This is a genomic window from Acidobacteriota bacterium, assembly GCA_016195325.1.
In the GTDB taxonomy this organism is placed as follows: Bacteria; Acidobacteriota; Polarisedimenticolia; order JACPZX01; family JACPZX01; genus JACPZX01.
Map to the genome: position 1 here is coordinate 1 of JACPZX010000070.1, position 7,344 is coordinate 7,344.

Sequence of the window (7,344 nt, forward strand, 5' to 3'; positions counted from 1 at the left end):
CGCCCTCAAGGGGCCGTCGCGCAGGAAGGAGGCCGACTCCAAGACCTGAATCGGGACCAGCGTCGCTTCGCTCCGATCACGATGCCGATCCCGGTGATCACGATGGACCGATCTCAGTGATCACGATGACCGAAATGCGCAATGAGGTGCAAATCCTACGATGAGTGGTGGCGCGAGTTCTATCGGACTTGCAGCCTCCCGCAGCACCCCACCGAGTGTTGGGACGAGCGTCAGTACAGCCTGCTCAAGGTCGATAGGTACATCTCCGGGATGGTCGACGCGCTGAAAGACAGCACGGATCCGATCGAGCGGTTCGACATCGCGGTGGAGGCCGTGCGCCTGACCTCCGCCCACGTCATCTACGAGTGGCCACGGAGGCGGTTCGAGCGGAGGATCTGCGAGGCCGTCGAGGAGTACCTGCCCGGCGCCCCAGTGGCCGACGTGCGAACGTTGATCGGGTACGTCCAGGATTCCTTCCTCGGCCTTCCCGGCAGCGCCGCGCGCGCGCTGCGAAAGTACGCGCGGAAGACGTCGGGCCTCTCTGCCGAGGACCGAGCATCGCTGGTGGCGCTGTCGAAGCGCCGCTTCCTGGAACAGCCGGAGGACAACGAACCCAGGCCATGACCACTCAACCCGCCCCCACCGGAGGAGCCGGCGACGGGCGGCGCGTGACCCTGGCAACTCGATGGCGTAGATTCCCGCCTGACTCCGGTGGCACCTGTCCGCACTTCCGTCGGCCGACGCGACGCGCCGAAGCGCGGCCGACGCGTAGCCTCGCCGCACCCTCGGTCGCCTCGTCAAGGAGGAGTTCAAGTGAAGAAGGCGGAATTCGCCGCCCTGGCCAAGAGCGTCAAGCAGGCCGGCAAGATCCGTCGCGGAAGCATGAAGCCGAGTCGAACCATCGAGTTCCGGCCCGCTGATATCCGTGGCATTCGGACGAAGCTCAAGCTCTCCCAGGGCGATTTCGCCCTCATGATCGGCGTGAGCGTGGCCACGCTTCAGAACTGGGAGCAGGGCCGCCGGGTGCCCGAGGGGCCCGCGCGCGCTCTCTTGAAGGTGGCCGCCGAGAACCCGAAGGCGGTCATCGATGCGTTGAGTGCCTGACGACGAACCGGCCAGCCTGGACGCCATTCTCTCGGTGGGCTACCGCGTCCGATTTCACCGATTCGAAACCTTTCGATCAGCCGGCCGGAAAGTTGCGATCAGCCGACGTGCCGCCCCGCCGTCCCGCCGACCCCGGTGCTACCCTCCGCGCCATGACACCCGACCCGGCCCCGCTGCTTCAGACCGCCTTCGGCTTCTGGTCCTCAAAGGTCCTCCTCACGGGCGTCGAGATGGACCTCTTCTCGCGCCTCGGCAAGCGCCGACTCACAGGCGCGCAGCTCGGCGCCGAGCTGGCCCTGCACCCCCGCGGCATCGCCGACTTCTTCGACGCCCTGGTGGCGATGGGATTCCTCGAGCGCGAAGGCGTTGGCCCCGACGCGCGCTACGGGAACACCCCCGCGGGCGCGCTCTACCTCGATCGAGCCAGCCCCCGGTACATCGGCGGCATCCTGGAAATGCTCAACGCGCGGCTCTTCAAGTTCTGGAACGACCTCCCCGAAGCCCTCCGCACCGGCAAGCCGCAGAATGAGGTGAAGCACAGCGGCAAGCCGATGTTCGAGGAGCTCTACGCCGATCTCCCCAGGCTCGAGCAGTTCCTGGGAGGGATGATCGGCCTGTCGCGGATGAACTTCGAGGCGCTCGCGCAGAAGTTCGACTTCAAGCCGTTCAAGACGCTGTGCGACGTCGGCGGCGCGACCGGACTCCTTTCCATCGAGGTCGCCAGGGTCCACCCGCACATCAAGTGCACGTCGTTCGACCTCCCGGCGGTCGAGCCGATCGCGCGGAAGCACATCGCGGCGGCGGGGATGGAAGGGCGCATCGGCACCGCGGCGGGGGACTTCTTCAAGGACCCGCTCCCGAAGGCCGACGTAATCACGATGGGGATGATCCTCCACGACTGGAACCTCGAGCGGAAGATGCACCTGATCCGGTCGGCGTACGACGCGCTCCCGAAGGGGGGCGCGCTCATCGCGGTCGAGGCGCTCATCGACGACGAGCGTCGGACAAACCTCTTCGGCCTCCTGATGTCCCTCAACATGCTGATCGAGTTCGGCGACGCCTTCGACTTCAGCGGCGCGGACTTTCGCAAGTGGTGCGGCGAGGTCGGCTTCAAGCGCTTCGACGTGGTGCACCTCGCCGGCCCCTCGAGCGCGGCGGTGGCTTACAAGGAGAGCTGAGACCGCCCCCGGGAGACCCCCCATGTCGCTCGAACAACTCGCCCGACTCGCGCAGCTCGTCAGCTCGGTCGCGGTCGTCGTCTCGCTGATCTTCGTCGGACGACAGATCCGGCACAACACGCAGGCGCTCCAGCGCACCGAGCACAACTCCACCATGGCGCAGTGGACGGTGATCCGCATGGCCATCGCCCACGACCGCCACCTCGCCGAGCTGATGACCGCCGGCCTCCACGGAGAGCGCGCCATCGACGCCGCCGATCAGCTCAGGCTCGAGCAGATGCTGTCCGAGTGCGCCTGGGCCGCGTTCCACATCTGGGACAGGACGCAACGAGGGGTCTTCCCAAAGGGGACGTTCGAGCTGACGGGCGGAGTCTTCCTCTCCCGCGCGCTCAGGACGAAGCGCGGCGCAGCCTGGTGGAAGGCCGCCAGGAGCTCTGGCTTCATCCCCGGGTTCGTCCGGGACGTGGACGCCATGCTCGCCAAAGACATCGACGGCCCGGTCGGCGTGAGCCTGGCATGATGCACCCCATCCCTCGGAACGCAGTCAGGATCGCCATTCCCGACGTCACTCAGCAGACGGGTTACTCCTGCGGCCCGTCCTGCCTGGAGTCAATTGCCAGGTTCTACGGCGTCGGCAAGGAGGACGAATGGGAGTTCGTCCGCGGGCTGCGGATGGACCACCGGGCGGGCTCGCACCCGTATCAGATCCGGCGACTCGCCAGGTCCTACCGGCTTCACGTCCGCGAGTACAACCCGATGAGCTTTGCCCAGCTTCATCAGGAGCTCCGCTGGCGGCACCCGGTGATGCTCATGATTCAGGCGTACGGTCGGGCCCGCCTCGGTAAACGCCGTCTGACCCGATGGCGCCGGAACTACATCCCCGACTGGGATGACGGGCACTGGGTGGTTGCCATCGGCTACGACCGCGAGGGCGTCTTCTTCGAGGACCCGTCGATCCAGGCACGCCGTGGCTGGCTCTCTCGTGACGAGCTCATGTGCCGTTGGCACGATACGGGGCCGCATGGCCGGCATCTGCCATTCTATGGCGTCGCGATCTGGCGGCCCGGCCATCGCCAGTCTTCGTACGCGGGCACCGCAGAGCGCATCCTGTAGGCATGGTCCGGAGGCACTGAAATGTCCCCCATCCCCACTGGCACCGAGTCCCCCCGCCCCTTCCTCCCCGCGAGAGACTTCGATCTCTCCAGGCGCTTCTACCAGGCCCTCGGCTTCGAGCTCCTCCTCGACGGCGAGGTCGCCATATACGAGGTGGGGACGGGCGGCTTCATCCTCCAGAACGACTACCAGAAGCCGTGGGCCGAGAACACCATGATGCAGCTCATGGTCGACGACCTCGACGCGTGGTGGACCCACATCACGGCGCTGGACCTCCCGAAGAACTTCAAAGTCCAGCCCCCGAGACCCCCGACGATGCAGCCCTGGGGCCTCCGCGTCGCCTACCTCTTCGATCCCAGCGGAGTCCTCTGGCACATCTCGGAGCGCCGCGAAGGGGCGCAGCAGGACTGAGAGGCCGACGCGACACCCGTCGCGCAGGAGATGAGCGACGAACCCGCCTCCTGGCTTCCCGCGAAACGCGACGCGTGGGGGTGGCGACTCCCCCCGTGTGGCAGAGCTTCATCGTGGACGACGACGGCGCGTCGAGCGCGAGGTCCAGGTCGAAGGTCATGAAGATCAGGTGTTAGAATCCGGTCGTGCCGGAGCTCAGTCGTTTCCTCGGTATCGTCATCGCCATGTTCTACCGGGACGATGCCCCACCGCACTTTCACGCCAGCTACGGTGAGTTCGAGATCACCGCCGGAATCGAGGACGGTGTGGTGAGCGGCAAGTTCCCTCGCCGCGCCCTGACGCACGTTCTCGAATGGCACCAGCTCCACAAGGACGAGCTCCTCGCGGACTGGCAGCTGGCCCTGGAGCGCAAGTCCCTGCGACCCATACCGCCATTGGAGTAGTCGAATGATCCACGTGACCGACGCTCGACATGTCTCCGGACATACAGTGTGGCTTCGCTTCAGCGATGGCCGTGAAGGGGAAGTCGATCTCGGACCCGAGCTTCAGGGAGAGATCTTCGAGCCCCTCCGGGAGCCCGCCGTGTTCCGGACCTTCACGCTGCACCCTGAGCTGCGAACGATCGTCTGGCCCAACGGCGCCGACTTCGCACCGGAATTCCTCCATGAGCGCGTCCGAGTGCACGCGTGACGCAACGCCAGCGGATCTCGCAGCTCATCACCGCATGCGCGCTCCTGGCGGCGTCTGCGTCCATCTCACCGAGCGGGGCTCAGCCGACCGAAGGCCCCGTGACGACTCCCCTGCCGAGCGTGTCGGCCGCGGAGCCGCCGCCCGGCACCGAGTCTCTGGCGGTGCGCTGGATCAGGATCACGGCCTCCGGCCAGGGGACCATGCTGGCGGCCGTCGCGAAACCCGAAGGCGCCGGACCCTTCAAGACGGTCGTTCTCCTTCACGGGAGCCACGGCTTCGCGCGCGAATATGTCCGGTTGGCCCAGGCGCTCGCACGCGAGGGGCTTCTCGCGGTGGCCCCCTGCTGGTTCACGGGCGGAGGGGGCGCCGGGGCGCGCTTCGTCACGCCGATCGATTGCCCCGAGGCGCCGCCGATGCGCGAGGCCGCGGACCCGAAGACGCTCGAAGTCGTCGGTGCTCTCGTCGCGGCCGCGCGGACGCTGCCGGACGTTCGTGCCGATCGGATCGGGCTCTTCGGCCACTCGCGCGGCGCCGGAGCCGCGCTGAACTTCGTCCTGAGGGGACGCGACGTGCAAGCCGCGGCCCTCAACTCGTCGGGGTATCCGAGCGCGCTCACAGAGCTCGCATCCCGGGCCGGTGCCCCGCTCCTGATCCTTCACGGCACGGCGGACGGCCCCGCGGATGGCGGGTCAGATTTCACGAGCATCCAGAGGGCGCGCGAGTTCGAGGCGGCGCTGCGGCGGATCGGGAAGCCCGTGGAGAGCCATTACTACGAGGGGAGCGGACACAACGGCCTCTTCACGAGCTCGAGTCAGTTCGATGACGAAGCGAAGCGCATGGCGGCGTTCTTCAAGCACAATCTAGGAGACTGACATGAACCTGTTGGCGAGCCCACTCCGGCAGCTTCTCATCCTTGCGGCCATCGCCCTCGCCGGTCTCTCGTTCGGCGCCGCGTCAGCCGGGGCAGCCGGCGAAGAGCGGATATCGCACGCGGCGGAGTCGATCCACCAGGAGGTCCTCTTCGAGGCGAGCCCGGCCCGCGTCTACGAAGCCCTGACCCGCACCGACGAGTTCTCCGGGGTCATGCGCCTCAGCGCGGCCGTGAAGTCAGGGATGGCGCTCGGGACCAAGGCGACGTCGATCAGCGGTGACGTGGGTGGCGCGTTCACACTTTACGGCGGCCACATCCTCGGCCGACAGATCGAGCTCGTGCCGAACGAGCGCATCGTCCAGGCCTGGCGCGCGGCGGGCTGGGATGCCGGGGTCTACTCGATCGCGAGATTCGAGCTCTCCGCGCAGGGCGCAGGAACCAGGCTCGTCTTCGACCACACGGGGTTTCCGGAGGGCCAGGCCGCGCATCTGGCGGAGGGTTGGAGGACCAACTACTGGGAACCGCTCGCGAAGTTCCTCGCGTCGTCCGGATCCTCCGCCGCCGGACAGGCGAAGCCTTAGTGACATCCCGTCCGACCTGGGGCATCGCGCCTTACTTCATCGTGGACGACGTCGTCGCCACCGCCAACGACTACCGCGACAGGCTCGGCTTCCGTTACGAGCGCTTCTGGGGCGAGCCGCCGTGCTTCTGCATGGTCCGGCGCCACGGCGTGACGATCATGCTGGCCCAGCTCGAGCGAGCCGGCGCCATGAGGCCCAACCACCTCGTCGATCCGGAGCGAGGAGCGTGGGACGCGTACATCTGGATCGACGACGCCGACGCGCTCCACGCGGAGCTCGCCACGAAGGGCGTGAAGATCGTCCGAGGCGTCTGCGACCAACCCTACGGCTGCCGCGACTTCGAAGTCGAGGACCGCAACGGATACCGCCTCTGCTTCGGACAGGACACCGCGTGAGAGCGCGGGCGGCTCACTGAGGGCCATGGCGGCTAGACATTGGCCTCGTCGTCGCGTTAGCCTGACGCTCAGGAAAAGGAGAGCGCGGATGCGCACCTTCAATTTCATCGTCGAGCGCGACCCGGATACCGGACTGTACGTCGGCCATGTTCCGGGATGGCCAGGCGCGCATAGCCAGGGCGCCACGCTGGACGAGCTCGAGGCGAACCTGCGCGAAGTCATCGTCATGCTCCTCGAGGACGGCGATCCGAAACTCGAGTCCGAGTTCGTGGGTCTCCAGACCATCCGCGTGGCGTAGGGGTGGGTTCCGTCCCCGTCCTCAAGGCGCGTGAAGTTTCGGCGCTCTTGATCCAAAAACGGATTTCAAGAGGTGCGACGACGCGGGTCTCACCGCCATTACCGGCATCCTGACGGCCGCGCGACCACCGTTCCCTTCCACACGGGCCGTGACATCTCGCCGACGTTACTCCGCAAAATCGCTCGCGACATCGGCTTCACCGTCGAGCAGCTGCTCGCTCGCGGCTGAGAGTGGCCGAGCGAACCGTAGATCGACGACCTATGGCGAAGATCCTCATCATCGCGCGCCCCCCCGGCGAGGCCCCGGAGGCGGTGCGGGAGGCCTGGGTCGGCCTCGAGCTTCCCTTGCCGCCCGGTCGAGGGAGTCGGCGTCAGTTCTTCCTTGCGAGCGGCGTCCTCTCGGGGCCGCGCGCGTGGTGGCAAATCTTTCTCACCGCGGTGCTCGGCCGCCTCACGATCCGATCCGGGTACGCGGTGAACGCGCGCGACGCGGTCGAGATCCTCGGCGCGAAGGACGCGGTCGCCGCCGCGTGGTGGAGGGAGCACTGCGCTTACCTCCTCGACGGGAAGCGCTGCTTCGTCTTCCCCGCGAACGCGTGCGAGGCGCGGGGGGGAGAGCCGTGAAGTACCGCGAGCACGAGCCGCACGCCTCGCTCCGGGAGCACGTGAAGTGTTTCTGGGTGATGGAGCGGGACTACACGCGC

Annotated in this window: 13 protein-coding genes and 1 pseudogene; all 14 read left to right on the top strand. The window is 67.2% G+C overall.

Annotated elements, in window-relative coordinates; genetic code table 11:
- The first annotated feature begins 141 nt into the window (after positions 1-141).
- Positions 142-624, top strand: a complete 483-nt coding sequence (locus tag HY049_13325) for a hypothetical protein (GenBank protein MBI3449883.1) — start codon at positions 142-144, stop codon at positions 622-624.
- A gap of 189 nt (positions 625-813) precedes the next feature.
- Positions 814-1,104, top strand: coding sequence for a helix-turn-helix domain-containing protein (locus HY049_13330; protein ID MBI3449884.1), 291 nt, complete (start codon positions 814-816; stop codon positions 1,102-1,104).
- Between the two features lie 152 nt (positions 1,105-1,256).
- Positions 1,257-2,282, top strand: coding sequence for a methyltransferase (locus HY049_13335; protein ID MBI3449885.1), 1,026 nt, complete (start codon positions 1,257-1,259; stop codon positions 2,280-2,282).
- 22 nt (positions 2,283-2,304) lie between these two features.
- On the top strand, positions 2,305-2,802 hold the full coding sequence (locus tag HY049_13340; GenBank protein MBI3449886.1) for a hypothetical protein: 498 nt from the start codon (positions 2,305-2,307) through the stop codon (positions 2,800-2,802).
- Positions 2,799-3,395 carry a C39 family peptidase gene (locus tag HY049_13345; GenBank protein MBI3449887.1) on the top strand — a complete coding sequence of 199 codons (597 nt, stop codon included), beginning with the start codon at positions 2,799-2,801 and terminating at the stop codon, positions 3,393-3,395. The genes HY049_13340 and HY049_13345 overlap by 4 nt, the downstream gene beginning before the upstream one ends.
- 21 nt (positions 3,396-3,416) lie before the next feature.
- Positions 3,417-3,806 (top strand): glyoxalase, encoded by a 390-nt coding sequence (locus HY049_13350; protein ID MBI3449888.1) that lies wholly within the window; start codon positions 3,417-3,419, stop codon positions 3,804-3,806.
- Positions 3,807-3,991: 185 nt separating this feature from the next.
- On the top strand, positions 3,992-4,249 hold the full coding sequence (locus HY049_13355; protein ID MBI3449889.1) for a DUF4160 domain-containing protein: 258 nt from the start codon (positions 3,992-3,994) through the stop codon (positions 4,247-4,249).
- Positions 4,250-4,253: 4 nt separating this feature from the next.
- Positions 4,254-4,496 (top strand): DUF2442 domain-containing protein, encoded by a 243-nt coding sequence (locus HY049_13360; protein ID MBI3449890.1) that lies wholly within the window; start codon positions 4,254-4,256, stop codon positions 4,494-4,496.
- A gap of 98 nt (positions 4,497-4,594) precedes the next feature.
- Positions 4,595-5,368 (top strand): dienelactone hydrolase family protein, encoded by a 774-nt coding sequence (locus tag HY049_13365; GenBank protein MBI3449891.1) that lies wholly within the window; start codon positions 4,595-4,597, stop codon positions 5,366-5,368.
- 1 nt (position 5,369) lies between these two features.
- Positions 5,370-5,948: an SRPBCC domain-containing protein gene (locus HY049_13370; protein MBI3449892.1), complete on the top strand. Its 579-nt coding sequence runs from the start codon at positions 5,370-5,372 to the stop codon at positions 5,946-5,948.
- Positions 5,948-6,343 (top strand): VOC family protein, encoded by a 396-nt coding sequence (locus HY049_13375; GenBank protein ID MBI3449893.1) that lies wholly within the window; start codon positions 5,948-5,950, stop codon positions 6,341-6,343. Before HY049_13370 ends, HY049_13375 begins: the two co-directional genes overlap by 1 nt.
- Before the next feature lie 88 nt (positions 6,344-6,431).
- The gene (locus tag HY049_13380; protein MBI3449894.1) at positions 6,432-6,641 is read left to right on the top strand and encodes a type II toxin-antitoxin system HicB family antitoxin; all 210 of its coding nucleotides are present in this window, start codon (positions 6,432-6,434) and stop codon (positions 6,639-6,641) included.
- Positions 6,642-6,643: 2 nt separating this feature from the next.
- Positions 6,644-6,869, top strand: a pseudogene (locus HY049_13385) (type II toxin-antitoxin system HicA family toxin).
- A gap of 32 nt (positions 6,870-6,901) precedes the next feature.
- Positions 6,902-7,264 (top strand): hypothetical protein, encoded by a 363-nt coding sequence (locus tag HY049_13390; protein ID MBI3449895.1) that lies wholly within the window; start codon positions 6,902-6,904, stop codon positions 7,262-7,264.
- Positions 7,265-7,344: the final 80 nt, after the last annotated feature.

What these genes read in the sequence shown, in the direction of transcription:
- HY049_13335 (MBI3449885.1), top strand. Translation starts at nt 1,257, where the DNA reads ATGACACCCGACCCGGCCCCGCTGCTTCAGACCGCCTTCGGCTTCTGG.
- HY049_13370 (MBI3449892.1), top strand. Translation starts at nt 5,370, where the DNA reads ATGAACCTGTTGGCGAGCCCACTCCGGCAGCTTCTCATCCTTGCGGCC.
- HY049_13350 (MBI3449888.1), top strand. Translation starts at nt 3,417, where the DNA reads ATGTCCCCCATCCCCACTGGCACCGAGTCCCCCCGCCCCTTCCTCCCC.
- HY049_13360 (MBI3449890.1), top strand. Translation starts at nt 4,254, where the DNA reads ATGATCCACGTGACCGACGCTCGACATGTCTCCGGACATACAGTGTGG.
- HY049_13390 (MBI3449895.1), top strand. Translation starts at nt 6,902, where the DNA reads ATGGCGAAGATCCTCATCATCGCGCGCCCCCCCGGCGAGGCCCCGGAG.
- HY049_13380 (MBI3449894.1), top strand. Translation starts at nt 6,432, where the DNA reads ATGCGCACCTTCAATTTCATCGTCGAGCGCGACCCGGATACCGGACTG.
- HY049_13340 (MBI3449886.1), top strand. Translation starts at nt 2,305, where the DNA reads ATGTCGCTCGAACAACTCGCCCGACTCGCGCAGCTCGTCAGCTCGGTC.
- HY049_13325 (MBI3449883.1), top strand. Translation starts at nt 142, where the DNA reads ATGAGGTGCAAATCCTACGATGAGTGGTGGCGCGAGTTCTATCGGACT.
- HY049_13345 (MBI3449887.1), top strand. Translation starts at nt 2,799, where the DNA reads ATGATGCACCCCATCCCTCGGAACGCAGTCAGGATCGCCATTCCCGAC.